The sequence below is a fragment of the Promicromonospora noduliphila genome (genome assembly GCF_056951025.1).
Map to the genome: position 1 here is coordinate 1,947,458 of NZ_CM167806.1, position 16,291 is coordinate 1,963,748.

The window sequence follows — 16,291 nt, forward strand, 5'->3', positions numbered from 1 at the left end:
CGGGATCCTCAGCTGGTGGCCAGGTCGAGCACCGCGTACCCGTACCGGTCGAGGCGCACGACGTCAGGCCCGCCGTCGGCCGCCTCGACCCGCAGTCCCTTGGCGAGGACCTGCTGCGCCCGGGCGGCGCCGTCGAGCGGGAGCCGCACGGGGGCGCGGCCCGGGTTGAGCACGACGGCGAGCGTGCCGCCCCGGACGTACGCCATGGGGTACCCCGTGGCGAGGACCTCGACCGGCGCCTCGACCGCCAGGCGCGGGTCGCGGTGCCGCAGCGCGATCAGCTCGCGCACCAGGTGCAGCAGCGAGCTGCCGTCGCCGAGCTGGCCGGCCACCGTCGGGCGGTCGGGGTCGGGGTCCTGCGGCAGGTACGTGGTGGTCGCCGGGGTGCCGGGGCCGAGCGTCCCGGCGGGCAGGTCGCCCCACTGCATGGGGGTGCGTGAGCCGGCCCGGTCGTACGTCGGGCTCAGCCGGGAGCCCTCCAGCGTCGGCGTGCCCGGCACGTACCGCATGCCGATCTCGTCGCCGTAGTACACGGACGGCATCGCCGGCCAGGTCATCGTGAGCAGGTGCGCCACGCGGGCCTGCTCGGCGTCGCGCGGTCCGGCGACCAGCCGGGTGAAGTCGTGGTTCGACGTCGGCAGGCCCACCACCCCGCCGTGGCCCGCCGCTGCGATCGCGTCGGCGGCGTCCTGCCAGGCCTTGACGAACGTGGCGGCGTCACCGCGGCCGTCGTCGCCGGCCCAGGCGGGTACCTCGCCCCACGACGGGTTCACGGTGCCCGCGCCGTTGTTCCACAGGGACCGCAGCGGGAGGCCGTCGTCGTCGCCCCCGAACTGGAGGAAGAAGTCGGCATGGAAGCCCGCCGGCACGGCCACCTTCGGGTTGCCCCACTCGCTGATGATGACCCGCCCGGGCCACTCGCGGTCGAGCCACGCGCGCGTCTCGTGCCACAGGCGGCCCGTCTCCACGTGCCCCGGGTCGTCCTTGACGAGCGAGGACGCCATGTCGACGCGGAACCCGGCGACGCCCAGCCCGAACCAGTGCGCCATGATCTCGCGCAGCGCCGCCCGGTTGGCCTGCGGGCCCGGCGCGTCGACGGGCTGGCGCCAGGGCTCGGCGGGATCGGTGCGCGCGTAGCCGTAGTTCAGCGCGGGCTGCACGGGGAAGAAGTTGGGCCGGTAGAACCCGCCGCGCGCGCCCGGGCCGGGCTCGAACCCGTCGACCGGTACGTCGCTCCACACGAACCGGTCGTCGTCCGGGTCGTCGGCCGACGCGCGGAACCACGGGTGCTGGTCGGAGGTGTGCCCGGCCACGAGGTCGAGCAGCACGGCGATCCCGCGGCGCCCCGCCTCCTCGGTGAGCCGCGCGAGGTCCTCGTTGGTGCCGTAGCGCGGGGCGATGGTGAGGAAGTCCGCGACGTCGTACCCGGCGTCGGCGAACGGCGAGACGAAGCACGGGCTGAGCCAGATGGCGTCCACCCCGAGCCACGCGAGGTAGTCCAGGCGTCCGGCGATGCCGGCGAGGTCGCCGATCCCGTCGCCGTTCGCGTCCGCGAAGGACTGCGGGTAGATCTGGTACAGCACGGTGCGCCCAAGCCGAGAGGCGAGGTCCACTGCGGTGGAGGTCAACGGTCTACCCCTTCGTAGGTGTCCGGGTCGTCGGTGTCGAGACGGTGCGCGGTGATGCCCACCGAGGATGCTATGCATGAAACATGACCCGCCCCGCCCGCAGGCCCGACATCGTGCTGATCCTCACCGACGACCACGCAGCGCACGCGATCGGCGCCTACGGGTCGGTGGTGAACACGACGCCGCGGATCGACGAGATCGCGCGGGCGGGCTGGCGGCTGGACCGCTGCTACGCGACCAACGCCCTGTGCACCCCGAGCAGGGCGTCGATCCTGACCGGCACGTACAGCCACGTCAACGGCGTGACCACGCTGTCGACGCCGATCGACGCGAGCCTGCCGACGTTCGTCACGCAGCTCCGCGCGGCGGGGTACCGCACGGGGATCGTCGGCAAGTGGCACATGGGCCACGGCGAGGGGCACGACCCGCAGGGCTTCGACTACTGGGACGTACTGATCGGCCAGGGCGAGTACTTCGACCCGACGTTCCTGTCCGCCGACGGCCGGCGCACCGTGCCCGGGTACGCCACCGACGTCATCACGGACCTGGCCCTGGGCTGGGCCGACAGCCTGGCCGACGACGAGCCGGTCTGCCTGCTGATCTGCCACAAGGCGCCGCACCGGTCGTGGGAGCCGGACCCGAGGCACGCGGGCCTGTACACCGACCCGATCCCGGTGCCTGCCACGTTCACCGACGACTACGCGACGCGCACGTCGTCGGCCCGGCGCGCCGCGATGCGGGTGGCCGACCACCTGACCCTGGAGGACCTGAAGGTCGCGCCGCCCGAGGGGCTGGGCTACGACGAGCTGGCTCTCTGGAAGTACCAGCGGTACATGGAGGACTACCTGCGCTGCGTCGCGTCGGTGGACGACAACGTGGGCCGGGTGACCGACTGGCTGCGCGAGCGCGGGCGGCTGGACGACACGCTGCTCATGTACTCCTCGGACCAGGGGTTCTTCCTGGGGGACCACGGCTGGTTCGACAAGCGGTTCATGTACGAGGAGTCGATCCGGATGCCGTTCGTGCTGTCCTACCCGCGCCGGCTGCCCGCCGGCCGGGTGCACGACGGCATCGTGACGAACGTCGACCTGGCCCGGACCGTCCTGGAGGCGGCGGGCGTGCCGCCGCACCCGGGCATGCAGGGGCGCAGCTTCTTCGCGGACCTCGCGGGCACCAGCGCAGCCGCCGACGCCGACGGCGACGCGTCGGCCGGCGCCGGGGACGCCTCCGTCGGGCCGAACGGCCCAGCCCCCGAGGGCTTCTACTACCGCTACTGGGAGCACGACGACGGCAACCACCGCGCGCCCGCCCACTACGGCTACCGCGACGCCCGGTACAAGCTGATCTACTTCTACAACGACGGGCTCGGCCTGCCCGGGACCGGCCGGGGCCGGTACCCGGGCGAGTGGGAGCTGTACGACCTGGAGCTGGACCCCGACGAGCTGCGCAACGTGGCCGACGACCCCGCCTACACGCAGGTCCGGGCGCGGCTCGAGGTCGCGCTGTGGGAGGCACAAGCCGCCGTCGGCGACGTGCCGCACCCGGACCAGCCGGTGCCGGACGGCGTCAGCGGCTGACAGCGAACTCCTCCATCGCCATCAGCGGCCGGACCGTCCGCTCCAGGGCGCCGCGCGAGACGTAGCGCCGCACGGCGTCGTCGGCGAGCTCGTTGCCGAGCGCTGCCATGATCATGCCCTGGTCGAGCGCCAGGTAGCGCTGGGAGACCTGGCCGCTGCGCACGGCGACGGCGTCGTAGAAGCCGCCGGGGCCGTAGGCGTCGAAGTCCGCGGCGATGTGCCGCAGGTTGGCCATCGCCTCGCGCGGCGCGTACCGGAGCGCGAGGAACGACGCGTGCGGCGTCACGACGCCGTCGCCGTACTCCGTGGGCGCGGGGGAACCCTCGCGGCAGCCCTCGTAGGGCTGGTCCACGGTCGTGCGCTCCTGGTCGGAGGTGTAGCCCGGGCCGTCCAGCCCGAGCTGGTCCACACCGTACTCGCGGTACCCGCCCGCCGGGTTGTTGGACGGCGAGAAGCCCCAGTACCCGTAGTCCGCCTCGCGCAGCCCGTGCTCGATCTGGCCGCGCACGTACAGCGGGTGGTTGCGGCCCCACGACCGGGGCCCCCATGTCTCCTCCGGCACGAAGAGCGGCACCATCAGCGCCTCGAACATGCTGCCGCCCCAGGTCGGCACCACGTGCATGCCGCGGTACGGCAGGGCGCCCTCGAAGACCGGCACGCCCAGGTACTCGGCCCACTGCCCGACCGGGCGGGTCTCGGTCCAGGACCAGTCGCACGAGTCGGGGAAGGTGCGGTAGGTGCCGAAGTAGTGCTTCGCCGGGATCTGCCCCTCGGCGATGCCCAGGTAGGACGCGATCCGCGGCTCGGTGTTGAACGCGCCGTAGTGGTGGCCGGTGTACCAGACGTCGGCGCCCATGCCGCAGTAGTCGCCGGGCACCGGCGCGGTCTCCTGCGGGTCGACGTCCCAGAACCCGCCGCGGATCTGGTTCTGCGCCGGGTCGTAGTAGCAGCCGAAGTTCATCCGCTCGCGGACGGCGTCGGCCTCGTCGGCCAGGGACGGTTCCGCGCGGGCCGTCAGGAGCAGGCCCGTGGCGAGCCAGCCGTTGTCGACGCTGGACAGGAACGGCTTGACCGGGTCGCCGCTCGTGGGGAACTCCAGCAGCTTGGCGCCCGTGGCCGGGTCGTACCAGTTGTAGAACATGCCGCTGGGCTCGTGCGTCTCCAGCCCGGCCACGGTGTCCAGCGTGGTCGCCAGGCGCTCGCGCGCCTCGGCGCGCCCGATCAGGCCGACGTCGCGGGCCACGACGGTGCTCCACAGGTAGGCGCCGATGTTCGTCGGCGAGGTGTAGCCGCCGCGGCTGCCGGGGTCCAGGTCGCCCGCGATGTTGTCGTCGGGCAGGCCCGTCTCCTCGACGACCAGCGCCTCGAACGAGCGCCACGTGTCGGCAGCCCAGGTACGGAGCTGACGGCGGTCGTGGCTCTGGCTCGCGGCCTGGTCCTGGGTGGCGGCTCGGTCGGGGGCAGCGGGGGCCGCGCCGGTGGCGCTCGCGGGTACGGCCGTGAGCGCGAGCGCCGCGACGGCAGCCGCCGCGGCCGCCGTCCTGTGCCTCCCCGTGACCCGCTTCCCTGTGACTTGCTTCCCCGCGACCTGCTTCCCCAGGGCGCGCTTGTTCATGACGTGCCTTCTCACGGTGTGTCTCCTCTACGTCGTCGTAGCCATGACGGGTGGTGCGGTGCGGCGGCGGGCGGCCGCCGCCTGGTCGGGCGTCGGGTCAGGCGGAGAGCTCGCCCGTGCGCGCGACCTTGCCGAGCCACGCGAGGCTCGGCTTGGGCGTGCGCTCGAACGTCGTGCGGTCGACGGCGATGAGCCCGAACGTCGGGGCGAAGCCGCTCATCCACTCGTAGTTGTCGAGCAGCGACCAGTGCAGGTAGCCCTCGACGCGGCAGCCGCCGGCCATCGCGCGGGCCATGCCCTCCAGGGCGCCCCGCGTGTAGTCGATGCGGCGGGCGTCGTCCGCGGTGGCCATGCCGTTCTCGGTGACGATCATCGGCACGCCGCCGGTGATCTTGTGGGTGTACTCCAGGGCCTCGCCCAGCGCCTGCGGGTAGTACTCCCAGCCGGTCAGCGTCTTCTCGACGTCGTCGCCGAAGGGGATGGGCTCGCCGTCGGCCCCGATGATGGTGCGCAGGTAGCTCTGTACGCCCACGAAGTCGTCGCCGCGGGCGACCTCCAGGAAGAAGTCCTCGCGCGGGTAGGCGTACGCGTCGCGGGCCGCCTCGGCGCCGGGCGCGGCCTGGAACACCTGGTTGGCGATGGTCCACCCGGCGCGCACGTGGCCCAGGCCGTGCAGGATCTCGACTGCGCGCCGGTGGGCGGTCGCCTGGGTCTCGGAGGCGGCCTGGTCCGGGGCGGCGAGACCGGCGGCGTCCAGATTGGTGCGGCGGCTGGCGCCCAGCATCATCGAGGTGATGTTGGGCTCGTTGATCGTGACCACGTGCCGCACGTCGTCCAGGATCGAGCTGACCGTCTCGACGTAGCGCGCGTACACGTCGACGGCGTCGGGCGCGAACCAGCCGCCGCGCTCCGCGAACCACCGCGGCAGCGTGAAGTGCAGGAGCGTGACCACCGGCGTGACGCCGGCCGCGAGGCACGCGTCGATCATCCGCCGGTAGTGCGCGAGCTGGGCCCGCGAGACCTCGCCCTCCGCCGGCTCGATGCGGGCCCACTCGACCGAGAACCGGTAGGCGTTCAGGCCCGCGTCCGCCAGCAGCGCGATGTCCTCCGGGTAGCGGTGGTAGCTGTCGACGGCGTCGCCGGAGCTCTCCGCGCACAGCGTGCCCGCAACGTGCTCCTTGGCCCACCAGTCGCTGTTGACGTTGCCGCCCTCGATCTGGTGCGCGGCGGTCGAGGCGCCCCACAGGAACTCGGGTGCGGTGGGCAGCGTGATCTGTTCGGTCACGGAAGAACTCCTACTTCAGGCCGGTGGTCGAGATGCCCTGCACGATGTGCCGCTGCAGGACGAGGAAGACGATGAGGATGGGCAGCACGATGACCGTCGCGCCCGCCACGAGCAGGCCGTACTGGACGGTGTTCTGCCCGGTCGAGTACAGGGCCAGCGCGACGGGCAGGGTGTACCTGTCGGCGGACTGCACGGCGACCAGCGGCCACAGGAAGTTGTTCCAGGACCCGAGGAACGTCAGGATGCCGAGCGTCGCGAGCGCCGGCCGGGTCTGCGGCAGGACGATGCGGAAGAACGTGCGGAACTCGCCGGCCCCGTCGACGCGCGCGGCGTCGAGCAGCTCGTCCGGGATGTCGAGCATGAACTGGCGCATGAGGAACACGCCGAACGGCGCCGCGAGGAACGGCAGGATGAGCGCCGCGTAGGTGTTGATGAGGTCGAGGTTGGCCACCAGCACGAACAGCGGCACGAAGGTGACCATGCCAGGGACCATCAGGGTACCCATGACCAGCGCGAACAGGGTGCGGCGGCCGGGGAAGTCCAGCTTGGCCAGCGCGTAGCCGACCATCGCGCTGAACAGGACCGACCCGACGGTCACCACCACCGCGACGACCACCGAGTTGAGGAAGTACTGCGGGAAGTTCAGGGACGCGAACAGGTCCGTGTAGTTGGACCAGGTCACCTCCTCCGGGAGCAGCGTGGGCGGGAACCGCCGGATCTCGCCCTCGGGCTTGACCGACGAGAGGACCATCCACACGAGCGGCCCGATGGAGGCGGCCAGACCCACCAGGAGGGCGACGTTCAGGAGCACGGCACGAGGGCCGAGGCGCCGCCGCCGGACGGCGCCGCGCGCCGCGTCGTCGGGTGATCCGGAGCGGTCGGCCGCGGTGGTGCGCGCCGCGGGCCGGCTGGACGTGGACGTCATCACTTCTCCGTCCTGAGCAGGCGGAACTGGAAGTAGGACAGGATCACGATGGCGATGAACAGCACGTAGCTCATCGCGGCGGACAGCCCGTAGTTCCCGAACCCGAACTGGTTGAAGATCTCGTAGGCGACCGAGTTGGTGGCGCCCAGCGGACCGCCCTGCGTCATGACGAACGGCTCCTCGAAGAACTGCAGGTAGCCGATGCCGGTGATGACGGCGCAGAACAGCAGGGTGGGCCGCAGCAACGGGACGGTGATGGACCGGAACTGCCGGACCACCCCCGCCCCGTCGATGGCCGACGCCTCGTACAGGTCGCGGGGGATGCCCTGCAGCCCGGCCAGCAGGATCACCATCGAGTATCCGACGTTGCGCCACGTGGCCATCACGATGAGGGACGGCATGGCCCAGACCTCGTCGGTGAGCCAGCGCGGACCGTCGATGCCCACGGCGCCGAGCACCGAGTTCACGAGGCCGAAGTCGGGCTGCAGGAGGAACCGCCACACGACCGCCACCGCGACGATCGACGTCACCACGGGGGCGTAGAAGCCCACGCGGAACACCGAACGGAACCATACGAGGCCCGAGTTCAGCAGCACGGCCAGGAGCAGCGCGATGCCCAGCGTGAGCGGCATGGCGACGCCGACGAAGTAGAGCGTGTTGCCGGCGGCCTGCTGGAACTTCGGGTCCGCCAGGACCGCCACGAAGTTGTCGAGCCCCACGAAGTTCACGGCCCAGGGCGACCTGAGGTCCGCGCCCCGCATGTCGGTGAACGCCATGTACAGCGACGAGGCGACCGGCACGAGCAGGAACACGGCGAACAGGAGGGTGAAGGGTAGCGCGAAGCCCCAGGCGGCGAAGCCGATGCGGCGGCGGCGTGCGGAGACGGCCACTGGTCAGTCCAGCCCCGTCCCGATCGAGGTGGCTGCCTCCTGCATCTGGGTGGCCGCCTCCTGGGGCGTCACGTCGCCCGCGATGACCTGCTCGATGATGAGGTCGAGCTCGTGCTCGATCTCCGACCAGGTCGGCACGGCGGGCGTGGAGCGCGCGGTCTCCAGCACGTCCTGGTAGACGGCGACGGCGTCGTCGTCGGCCAGCGCCGGGTCGTCCCACGAGGCCTGGACCGCCGGCAGGTCGGACGAGATCTCGAACCAGTCGACCTGGGTGGCGGGGTCGGTGGCGTACTGGACGAACTTCCACGCGGCGTCCGGGTTGGCGGCGTCGGCGAGGACGGCGAGGTTGGAGCCGCCGATGAACGACGCCGTCGCCTCGTCGGACGGCAGCGGCACCACGCCGAACTGGTCCGCGAAGTCGTCGCCCGCCGTGGTCAGCAGGTTCGCGCGCTCCCACGGGCCCGAGACGAACGAGCCGAGCCGGCCGTCGATGAAGTTCTGCACCTTCTCGTCCTCGACGAGCACCGGCGGGGCGAGCCCGTCGCGCATGAACGAGGAGTAGTACTCCAGGGCCTTGACCTGGGCGTCGTTGTCGAGCGTGAACTCGCCCGCGTCGTCCATGATCTCGCCGCCGGCCTGCCAGTAGAACGGGAAGTACATGAGAGCCGTGGAGTTGCCGCGGGTCTGCAGCGCGATGCCGTGGTCGGCCCCGGCGTCCTGCAGCCCGGCCGCGAAGTCCGTGAGGTCCGCCCAGGTCTCCGGCGCCTCGACACCGGCCTCCTCGGCGAGGTCGGTGCGGTAGTACAGGACGCGCGACTCGACGTACCAGGGCACGCCGTAGGAGGTCCCGTCGACCACCGTGGTGTCCCACGCGCCCGGGAAGAAGGCTTCGGAGTCGAAGTCGTCGGGGGTGGGCGCCAGCCCGTCGAGCCCGACGAAACCGCTCATCAGCGTGGTCCCGACCTGCATGACGTCGGGCACCTCGCCGGTGGCGATGGCCGTGTTGATCTTCTCCGTGGACGACTCCCACGGGACCGGCGTCACGTTCACCGTGACGTCGGGGTTGTCGGCCTCGAACTGCTCGGCGAGCTCAGGCAGCAGCTCACCCTCCGTGCCCATGGCCCAGACCTCGACGGTGCCGGTGGCTGGGCCCTCCGAGATGCTGCTGGAACCTTCTGCTGTGCCGCCGGCCTCGTCGCTGCGGCCGCAGCCCGTCAGGGCGAGGGCTAGCGTGAGGGTCGACGCCGTCGTCGCTGCGACGAGGCGAGGTGTCCTGTTCACGATCACTCCTTTGTTGATCCGCCGTCCGAAATTTCGCGGTTGAATCTCGGAAAGACCCCGGGAGGTTAGACGCGCCGGCCTGCCTTGTCAACGGACGGCAACGGCGGTTTGCCCGAGCACTTGGGCTTTCGGCCGAGCACTCCGCGGCGTCGGCTACGATCCTGGTTTCGGAAACGCTTTCCCACCGACGTCCGACGGAGGACCCATGACCCAGGACCGGCCGCACATCCCGCTCGCCGTTGTCGCGGCAGAGGCCGGCGTGTCCGTGCCCACCGTCTCCAAGGTCCTCAACACCCGGCCCGACGTCGCGGGCGCCACCCGCGCCCGCGTCACCGAGGTGCTGGAACGGCACGGCTACGTCGTCCGGGCGAAGGCGCCCAAGCCGACCGGCATGATCGACGTCCGGATCGTCGACTTCGAGGGGACGTGGTCGGAGGCCGTGGTGCGCGGCGCCGTCGCTGGCGCGCGGCGGTTCGGCCTCGACGTGGTCCTCGCCGTCGAGCCGGACCCCGACGACTGCAGCTCCTGGGTGCGGCACGCGCTCGACCGCGGCACGGACGGCCTGGTCAGCATTGTCGCCGTGCCCGACGCCGAGGCGCGGCGCGCCCTTGAGGACACCGGCACGCCGCTCGTCGTCGTCGACCCGCGGCAGCGGCCGCCGGAGGGGATGCTCAGCGTGGGCGCCACCAACTTCCAGGGCGGGCTCGAGGCCACGGCGCACCTGCTGTCGCTGGGCCACCGGCGCATCGCCACGATCACGGGGGCGCTCGAGCAGGACAACGCCATCGCGCGGCTCGCGGGCTACCGCGCGGCCATGATCCGCGCCGGCGCCACCACCGAGGACGAGCTCGTCTACGTGGGCGCCTACGGCGTGACCTCCGGGTACGAGGGCGCGCAGCGGCTCCTGAGCCTGGACGACCCGCCCACCGCCATCTTCGCCAGCAGCGACGACACGGCGCTGGGCGCCCTGCGGGCACTGCGCGAGGCGGGCCTGGTGGTGCCGCGCGACGTGTCGCTCGTCGGCTTCGACGACCTGCCGATCGCGCCCTGGATCGACCCGGCGCTCACCACGGTGCGGCAGCCGCTGGCCGAGATGGGCGCCACCGCCGTCGACCTGGTGCACCGCGCGCGCACCGCGAGCGGCCACACGCTCCGCACGGAGCTGGCGACCAGCCTGGTGCTCCGCGCCTCGACGGCCCCGCCTAGGGGGCTGGAGGCCGGCGGCCTCGCGTGACGTCGGCAGTTGGCACCGAGATCGGCTCAGGCCTGGACCGATCTCGGTGCCAACTGCCGACTTTGTGGGGCAAACTGCCGACCGTGGGGCGCTGGGGCGTGCGGCAGCGCGGGGGCGCTGGGGCAGGTGTGGCGGTGGGGCGGGTGTGGCGTTGGGGCAGCGCGGGGGCCGGCAGCGCCGGAGCAGTCAGCGTCGCTTGCGGCGCGGCGGGCGCGGGCGCTCGACCTCCGGCAGCGGCAGCCCGCCCGGACCCTCCTCCGACGCCGGGATCGGGTCCTCACCGCGGGCGGCGCGCTCCTTGGCGCTGGCCGCGTAGGCGTCGACGTACTCCTGGCCGGACAGGGCGAGGATCGCGTACTGGATCTCGTCGGCCACGGCGCGCAGCACGAACTTGTCGGTCTCCATGCCCTTGTACCGGCTGAAGTCGAGCGGCTCGCCGACCACGGCGCCCAGCGGCATGAACGTGGGGATCGTCCGGCCCACGGGCTGGGCGATCTCGGTGTCGACCATGGCGACGGGCACCACGGGGGCACCCGACTCCAGGGCCATCCGCGCCACGCCCGTTTTCGCCTTGTAGAGGCGGCCGTCAGGGCTGCGCGTGCCCTCCGGGTAGATGCCGAACAGGCTGCCCTCGCGCAGCACCCGCAGGCCGGTGCGCAGCGCGGCCTCGCTGGCGGCGCCGCCGGAGCGGTCGACGGGGATGACGCCGATGCCCGTCATGAACCAGGCCACGAACCGGCCCTTGACGCCCCGGCCGGTGAAGTAGTCGGACTTGCCGAGGAAGGTCATCCGGCGCGGGATCACCAGGGGCAGGATGAACGAGTCGATCACCGCCAGGTGGTTGCTGGCCAGGATCGCGGGACCGGTGCGGGGCACGTTCTTGGCGCCGATGACCCACGGCTGGTACGCGAGGCGCAGCAGCGGGCCCACCAGCAGGTTCCTCATCACCCAGTAGAACAAAATTCCTCCTCAAGACCCGCCCCCGCGAGTTCCCCGACGACAATAGAGTGTGCCCATGGCCGCATCGAACACCAACGACCGCGACGACGACGTGCCGGGCGACACCCCCCGCGAGCTGGGCGACGACGACGTCGCGTCGCGCTGGGCGGACATCGTCGCCACGCTCGGCGACATGGACGTCTCTCGGGCCGGCGGCGAGGCCGACGGCAGGGAGCAGCCTGCCGAATCTTCTCAGACTTCGCGGCCCGATGACGAGGGCAGCGGCGATGACCGGGCGGCCGAACCCGGCGGCGACGCGCCGGGGACCGAGTCGCGTCCGATCGTGCCCTCCGGGCCGCGCGACTGGCCGCTGTCGCCGGAGGCCGAGGCGCTCGAGGAGGCCGACTCGCACTTCACGCCGCCGGAGCCTCCGCCGCTGCTGTCCCGCGACCCGCTGATGACCATGGCGTGGAGCTTCGTCGTCGGTGTACCCGTGCTGGCGGTGATCGGGATGATCGTGTCGGCGGCCATGCCGTCCGTGGCGATCCCGCCGCTGGCCGGGCAGATCGGCATCGGCCTGTTCGTCGCGGGCCTCGGCGTGCTGATCTGGCGCATGCCGCACCAGCGGGACCCGGACGACGACGGGCCGGGCGCCGTCGTCTGAACGTTGCCCGAACGGTCCTCCGGACCGCCGGCCGAACCGCCGTCCGACGATGTCAGAAGCTCAGGCCACCCCGGTGACCTGAGCTTCTGACCTGAGGGGAGGCTCAGCGGCGGGCGAGGTCCGCCGCGCCCACGATGCCGGCCTCGTTGCCGTGCTGGGCCAGCTCGATCTGCGCGACGGGCCGGTGGCCCATGGCGGAGAGCTGGGCCTCGAAGCCGCGGCGCACCGGGCCGAGCAGCAGGTCGCCCGCCGCGCCGACGCCGCCGCCGATGACGATGAGCTCCGGGTCGAGCAGGGCGGCCACCGAGGCAGAGCCCTCGCCGATCCAGCGTCCGAGGGTCGCGAGCAGATCGATCGACAGCTCGTCGCCCTCCTGCGCGGCCTCCGTGACCATCTTGCCGCGGATCTTCTCGGGGTCGCCGCCGGCGAGCTCCAGCAGGCGCCCGGCCTGGTCCACGCGGGCGACGGCGGCGTGCTGGGCGTCACGCTCCAGCGCGCTGCCCGACGCGTACTGCTCCCAGCAGCCCTCGTGGCCGCAGCCGCAGTAGTGCCCCTCCGGCACCACGCGCATGTGCCCGACCTCGGCGGCCATGCCCCACTTGCCGCGCACGAGCTCCTTCTCGGAGATCACGGCGCCGCCCAGGCCGGTGCCGACCGTGAGCATCAGCATGTCGGTGGCGTCGCGGCCCGCGCCGAACCGGAACTCGGCCCAGCCCGCGGCGTTCGCGTCGTTCTCCACGACGATCGGGACGTCGGCGTCCACGAGCGCGCCGACCTTCGCGGCCAGCGGGTACTCACGCCAGGCGATGTTGGGGGCGAAGTTCACCGACGTCCGGTCGGGGCTGACGAAGCCGGCGGCGGCCAGGCCGATGGCGCCCACCTCGTGCTCCTTGACCAGCTCGTTGCACGCGTCGGCGATGGCCTTGTCGATGTGCGCCACGTCGTCGGCGTCCGTCTCGCGGCGCACCTGGGCAAGGATCTTGCCGTCCTCGTCGACGACTCCCACGGCGATCTTGGTGCCGCCGATGTCCACCCCGATGGCGTGCATTCGTCCTCACGTTCTTTCGTCGCGTGACGGCCGACGGGCCGTCGAGAAGGGGGCTGCACCGAGTCGGTGCGCACACCCAGGGTAGCGACCGTGGGCGGTGCAACACGCGGCGTCCGTTTCCCGGTATCTTTGCAGGCACGGTCAGTACTGCCACTGGAGTCAGAATGGACGAGATCTTCAGCCCGATCCTCATCGAGCTGCCCCCCACCTCCAACCTCAACGACGTGCTCGCGGAGCGGGTCGGCGCCGGTGCCGACAAGCCGATGATGGAGGTTCCTCGCGGCAAGGGAGAGCCCTGGCGGGTCGTCTCGGCCGGCGAGTTCGACGCACAGGTCGTCGCCGTGGCGAAGGGCCTCGTGGCCCGCGGGATCGAGCCCGGCGACCGGGTAGGCATCATGTCGCGCACCCGGTACGAGTGGGCGGTGCTGGACTTCGCGGCCTGGGCCGCCGGCGCGGTCCCGGTCCCGGTCTACGAGACGTCCTCGGCCGAGCAGGTCGAGTGGATCCTGTCGGACGCCGAGGTGAAGCTGGTCTTCGCCGAGACCGCGGCCAACGCCGCCACGGTCGAGGAGGTGCACGGCACCCTCCCGCTCCTGTCCGACGTGCTCGTCATCGACGACGGCGCGCTGGACGCGGTAGCCGCCGACGGCGCCGACGTGCCCGACGCCGAGATCACCCGTCGCCGGGCACTCGCGGACCTCGACGACCTCGCCACGATCATCTACACCTCCGGCACCACCGGCCGCCCCAAGGGCGCCGAGCTGACGCACCGCAACTTCGCGTCGCTCGCCGTGAACGCCGTCGAGGCAGTGCCGGAGGTGTTCGCCAAGGACGGCGGCCGCACCCTCCTGTTCATCCCGATGGCGCACGTGTTCGCGCGCTACATCCACGTGCTCGCCGTGGCGGGCGGCGTGGTCACCGGGCACTGGGGCGACACGTCCACGCTGGTGGACGGCCTGGGCGAGTTCAAGCCCACGTTCATCCTCGCGGTGCCGCGTGTGTTCGAGAAGGTCTACAACACGGCCGAGCAGACGGCGGCGGCCGGCGGCAAGGCGAAGATCTTCCACTGGGCCACCGCGACGGGCATCGCGTGGTCGCGGGCGCTCGACACGCCGTCGGGCCCGAGCGTGGGGCTGCGGCTGCAGCACGCCGTCGCCAGCGCGCTGGTGTTCTCCAAGCTGCGCGCCCGGCTGGGCGGGCAGGCGGAGTTCGCGGTGTCGGGCGGCGGGCCGCTCGGCGAGCGCCTGGGCCACTTCTACCGTGGCCTGGGCCTGACGGTGCTCGAGGGCTACGGCCTCACCGAGTCCACGGCCCCGACCTGCGTGAACCGTCCGACGGCCACACGGATCGGCTCGGTCGGCCTGCAGCTCCCCGGGTGCGGCGTCAAGATCGCCGACGACTCGGAGATCCTGCTCAAGGGGCACCACATCTTCCGCGCGTACCACAAGAACGAGGCCGCGACGGCGGAGGCGTTCACCGAGGACGGCTGGTTCCGCACCGGCGACCTGGGCGTGCTGGACGACGACGGGTTCCTCACGATCACCGGCCGCAAGAAGGAGATCATCGTCACCGCGGGCGGCAAGAACGTGGCGCCCTCGCTGCTCGAGGACCGCATCCGCGCGCACGCGCTGGTCAGCCAGTGCGTCGTCGTCGGCGACGGCAAGCCGTTCATCGGGGCGCTCTTCACGCTCGACGCCGAGGGCCTGCCGGGCTGGCTCAAGATGCACGGCAAGCCCGCGATGTCGGTGGAGGAGGCCCGGAGGGACCCGGACGTCCTCGCGGCGCTCGACCAGGCGGTGCAGCGCGCCAACAAGGCGGTCTCGAAGGCCGAGTCGATCCGCAAGTACACCGTGCTGGCGGGCGACCTGACCATCGAGAACGGGTACCTCACGCCCAAGCAGAGCGTGAAGCGGGCGGTGTTCCTCAAGGACTTCGACGCCGACGTGGAGCGCCTGTACGCGGACAAGAACAAGGAGAGCCTGCACCTGATCGGGTGAGGCTGTTCTGGTGCGCAGGGGCTGTTCTGGTGCGCAGGGGTCGGGACTGGTTCGCTGGGTCGCGACTTCGGTCGGTTGCGTCGTGAGGTTCCGTGACTTCGGTCGGTTGCGTCGAGATCGGTCGGTCGTTGGACCGATCTCGACGCAACCGACCGAAGTCATGTCGGGGCCGGTGCATCCGACCGAGGTCGTGTGGCCGGTTACCTCGTTGTGAACGAGATCCACGTGTCCGGGGGCAGGTCGGGGCGGCCCGGGACGGCGCGGTGCTCCTCTGTCCACTCCTGGCCGACGGCGTCCGTGGCCACCTTCCGCCAGAAGCGCACCGCCGGCGGGTTGTCGTCCTGGAACGCGATCTCCCAGCGCCCGGGGAAGCTCGCCAGCACCTGGGCCGCGAGCCGCCGTCCGACACCTGACCTGCGCGCCCCGCGCACCACGAAGAACGAGTTGAGCACGCGCGTGGGGGTGTCGACGGCGCGGACGAGCGCGAAGCCGACCGGGGACGGCAGGACGGCGGGGGACGGCGGGACGACGGGCGGCGTCGGTACGGCGAGGGATGGCGGGACGACGTCGGCGGGCCGGACGCGGTTGTCGGGCTGAACAGGGTCGCCGGGCCGGATGCGGCTGTGGGGCTGGACGCGGTCGCCGGGCTGGATGCCGCCACCCGGCTGGAATCGGCTGCCGGGCTGGATGCCGCCACCCGGCCGGAGTCGGCCGCCGGGCTGAGCACCGTCGCCCGGCTCCAGGTGCGCGATGATGCCGCGCCAGCCCGGGTCCGTGAACGCCGCGTCCAGGCGCTCGCGGCGGAACTGGCCGGTCGGGTCGGGCAGCGCGCCCGAGACCTCGGACAGGTCGTGGCGGAACAGGAGCCAGAGCCGCTCCAGCACGGGGCGGTCGGCGGGCGTCGCCGGGCGGATGGTGAGCTGCGGTGAATCGTGAGTGCTCGTCATAACAAAAAGCCTCCCGGGCCGCTGGCCGCCGGGAGGTTCGTGAACATTCTCGCACGCGCGGCGACCCGCCGTCGAACCGCAGCTTGCCGGTCACCGCCGGCCCCGAACCGCAAGGCACACGTCGATCAGAGCCCAGATCGACGCGTAGGTTCCGGTTGGACGCCGATGGTGACCGGTAACCTGCGGTTTGGCGGCGGTGGTGGCCGGTAACTTGCGGTTTGGCGGCGGTGGTGGCCGGTAACTTGCGGTTTGGCGGCGGTG

Annotated in this window: 13 protein-coding genes; 4 read left to right on the forward strand and 9 right to left on the reverse strand. The window is 72.0% G+C overall.

Annotated features, from left to right (window positions below; translation table 11 throughout):
* Window positions 1-8 precede the first annotated feature (8 nt).
* Complete coding sequence (locus AC0QU1_RS08565) at window positions 9-1,628, reverse strand: alpha-amylase family glycosyl hydrolase (RefSeq protein ID WP_483575934.1); 1,620 nt, start codon at window positions 1,626-1,628, stop codon at window positions 9-11.
* Window positions 1,629-1,711: 83 nt separating this feature from the next.
* On the opposite strand from AC0QU1_RS08565, the gene AC0QU1_RS08570 reads away from it, so the two are divergent.
* Window positions 1,712-3,205, forward strand: coding sequence for a sulfatase family protein (locus tag AC0QU1_RS08570; protein WP_483575936.1), 1,494 nt, complete (start codon window positions 1,712-1,714; stop codon window positions 3,203-3,205).
* On the opposite strand, the gene AC0QU1_RS08575 is transcribed toward AC0QU1_RS08570, so the two are convergent.
* The 5 genes from AC0QU1_RS08575 to AC0QU1_RS08595 form a co-directional block, all read right to left on the reverse strand.
* Complete coding sequence (locus tag AC0QU1_RS08575; RefSeq protein WP_483576653.1) at window positions 3,195-4,820, reverse strand: glucoamylase family protein; 1,626 nt, start codon at window positions 4,818-4,820, stop codon at window positions 3,195-3,197. The genes AC0QU1_RS08570 and AC0QU1_RS08575 overlap by 11 nt on opposite strands.
* 97 nt (window positions 4,821-4,917) lie before the next feature.
* Entirely contained in the window at window positions 4,918-6,105 is a 1,188-nt protein-coding gene (locus AC0QU1_RS08580; protein ID WP_483575938.1) for a glycoside hydrolase family 1 protein, read from the reverse strand.
* Window positions 6,106-6,115: 10 nt separating this feature from the next.
* On the reverse strand, window positions 6,116-7,030 hold the full coding sequence (locus tag AC0QU1_RS08585; RefSeq protein WP_483575940.1) for a carbohydrate ABC transporter permease: 915 nt from the start codon (window positions 7,028-7,030) through the stop codon (window positions 6,116-6,118).
* Entirely contained in the window at window positions 7,030-7,920 is an 891-nt protein-coding gene (locus AC0QU1_RS08590) for a carbohydrate ABC transporter permease (protein ID WP_483575942.1), read from the reverse strand. Before AC0QU1_RS08590 ends, AC0QU1_RS08585 begins: the two co-directional genes overlap by 1 nt.
* A gap of 3 nt (window positions 7,921-7,923) precedes the next feature.
* Window positions 7,924-9,201 carry an extracellular solute-binding protein gene (locus tag AC0QU1_RS08595; protein WP_483575944.1) on the reverse strand — a complete coding sequence of 426 codons (1,278 nt, stop codon included), beginning with the start codon at window positions 9,199-9,201 and terminating at the stop codon, window positions 7,924-7,926.
* 205 nt (window positions 9,202-9,406) lie between these two features.
* Between AC0QU1_RS08595 and AC0QU1_RS08600 the strand changes: the two genes are divergently transcribed.
* On the forward strand, window positions 9,407-10,435 hold the full coding sequence (locus AC0QU1_RS08600) for a LacI family DNA-binding transcriptional regulator (RefSeq protein WP_483575946.1): 1,029 nt from the start codon (window positions 9,407-9,409) through the stop codon (window positions 10,433-10,435).
* 186 nt (window positions 10,436-10,621) lie between these two features.
* On the opposite strand, the gene AC0QU1_RS08605 is transcribed toward AC0QU1_RS08600, so the two are convergent.
* The gene (locus AC0QU1_RS08605; RefSeq protein ID WP_483575948.1) at window positions 10,622-11,380 is read right to left on the reverse strand and encodes a lysophospholipid acyltransferase family protein; all 759 of its coding nucleotides are present in this window, start codon (window positions 11,378-11,380) and stop codon (window positions 10,622-10,624) included.
* A 70-nt stretch (window positions 11,381-11,450) separates the two neighbouring features.
* On the opposite strand from AC0QU1_RS08605, the gene AC0QU1_RS08610 reads away from it, so the two are divergent.
* Window positions 11,451-12,038 (forward strand): hypothetical protein, encoded by a 588-nt coding sequence (locus AC0QU1_RS08610; protein WP_483575950.1) that lies wholly within the window; start codon window positions 11,451-11,453, stop codon window positions 12,036-12,038.
* A 103-nt stretch (window positions 12,039-12,141) separates the two neighbouring features.
* On the opposite strand, the gene AC0QU1_RS08615 is transcribed toward AC0QU1_RS08610, so the two are convergent.
* Window positions 12,142-13,086, reverse strand: coding sequence for an ROK family glucokinase (locus AC0QU1_RS08615; protein ID WP_483575952.1), 945 nt, complete (start codon window positions 13,084-13,086; stop codon window positions 12,142-12,144).
* Between the two features lie 164 nt (window positions 13,087-13,250).
* On the opposite strand from AC0QU1_RS08615, the gene AC0QU1_RS08620 reads away from it, so the two are divergent.
* Entirely contained in the window at window positions 13,251-15,083 is a 1,833-nt protein-coding gene (locus AC0QU1_RS08620; RefSeq protein ID WP_483575954.1) for an AMP-dependent synthetase/ligase, read from the forward strand.
* A gap of 200 nt (window positions 15,084-15,283) precedes the next feature.
* On the opposite strand, the gene AC0QU1_RS08625 is transcribed toward AC0QU1_RS08620, so the two are convergent.
* A complete protein-coding gene (locus tag AC0QU1_RS08625) occupies window positions 15,284-16,030 on the reverse strand; it encodes a GNAT family N-acetyltransferase (RefSeq protein WP_483575956.1) in 747 nt (248 codons plus the stop codon).
* Window positions 16,031-16,291 lie beyond the last annotated feature (261 nt).

Bases quoted from the DNA above. Each gene is read 5' to 3' on its own strand.
- AC0QU1_RS08600 (WP_483575946.1), top strand. From the start codon at position 9,407: ATGACCCAGGACCGGCCGCACATCCCGCTCGCCGTTGTCGCGGCAGAG.
- AC0QU1_RS08620 (WP_483575954.1), top strand. From the start codon at position 13,251: ATGGACGAGATCTTCAGCCCGATCCTCATCGAGCTGCCCCCCACCTCC.
- AC0QU1_RS08570 (WP_483575936.1), top strand. From the start codon at position 1,712: ATGACCCGCCCCGCCCGCAGGCCCGACATCGTGCTGATCCTCACCGAC.
- AC0QU1_RS08625 (WP_483575956.1), bottom strand. From the start codon at position 16,030: ATGACGAGCACTCACGATTCACCGCAGCTCACCATCCGCCCGGCGACG.
- AC0QU1_RS08575 (WP_483576653.1), bottom strand. From the start codon at position 4,820: ATGAACAAGCGCGCCCTGGGGAAGCAGGTCGCGGGGAAGCAAGTCACA.
- AC0QU1_RS08605 (WP_483575948.1), bottom strand. From the start codon at position 11,380: ATGAGGAACCTGCTGGTGGGCCCGCTGCTGCGCCTCGCGTACCAGCCG.
- AC0QU1_RS08610 (WP_483575950.1), top strand. From the start codon at position 11,451: ATGGCCGCATCGAACACCAACGACCGCGACGACGACGTGCCGGGCGAC.
- AC0QU1_RS08615 (WP_483575952.1), bottom strand. From the start codon at position 13,086: ATGCACGCCATCGGGGTGGACATCGGCGGCACCAAGATCGCCGTGGGA.
- AC0QU1_RS08585 (WP_483575940.1), bottom strand. From the start codon at position 7,030: ATGACGTCCACGTCCAGCCGGCCCGCGGCGCGCACCACCGCGGCCGAC.